Origin of the sequence: Leptospira saintgironsiae (assembly GCF_002811765.1) — a bacterium.
GTDB lineage: Bacteria > Spirochaetota > Leptospiria > Leptospirales > Leptospiraceae > Leptospira_B > Leptospira_B saintgironsiae.
Genome location: NZ_NPDR01000036.1, coordinates 1 through 814 on the forward strand (window position 1 = coordinate 1; position 814 = coordinate 814).

The 814-nt window shown below is 33.3% G+C and carries 1 protein-coding gene; it reads right to left on the reverse strand.

The annotated features are described in order from the left end of the window. Positions 1 to 159 precede the first annotated feature (159 nt). Positions 160 to 741, reverse strand: coding sequence for a hypothetical protein (locus CH362_RS19105; RefSeq protein ID WP_100711902.1), 582 nt, complete (start codon positions 739 to 741; stop codon positions 160 to 162). Positions 742 to 814: the final 73 nt, after the last annotated feature.

Genomic DNA, 814 nt, shown 5'->3' on the forward strand with positions numbered 1-814 from the left:
TAACGACCAAGGTGTTCCGACGTTTGCAATGGCACGAGTTTGCTTATGCAAACGAAGTGACAGAAGCAAATGTGGCGTAGCCCGAGCGAGAGTCGCGTAAGCGATCTCGAAGCGTAGCGGAAGCACCGATAGTTAGGCGAAGGTTGTAGCTTTTACTAATTATCTTTCTCCCAAGATATTTAGAATACCCTCCAAGCTTGGATATTCTTCCGACCAAAATTTGCTTATATACTTATTTGGGTAAATTTGAAAAGAGAAAATAGAATTACCCTGATGATTGACGGACTTAATTACATAAGAAAAAATCTTTGGTTCCTCGTCATTTTTAGCCCTAAAAACGAAAATCTCGGTAGTAGATATGTTTTCATATTCAACAAAATAAATAATTGAATGCTCAAACACTGAATATAGAGGCAAATTATCTTTTTCAATCTTTGATCTATAGAACGTTTGATATTTTTCTGATTTTTTCTTGCTTATAACTTTTCCAAAATTGTTCTTTATTTCAAGAATGGTTTTGATTTTTTCTTCTTTTTCACTCGGCGAATAAAAGAAATCATCAAAAATCTTTCGATCAAATGATCTTCCTGCTGCCTCAGAATTAAGGTCTATTAATGAATTTGCATATGAATTAAAGAGCGAAGTATATTTTTCTATGTTTATAGCATTTTGAAATGATTTTGTGCACGACATATTACAAAGTAAGAAAGGTAACAAAATGTACTGAATTAATTTATTCATGTTAAACGGACAGACTGCGATTAAGATTTATTTTGACCATATATTTTCTACAACTTTCGCCTAACGACCAAGG

Excerpts from the sequence above, each read along its gene's own strand:
- CH362_RS19105 (WP_100711902.1), bottom strand. The coding sequence starts at position 741 with ATGAATAAATTAATTCAGTACATTTTGTTACCTTTCTTACTTTGTAAT.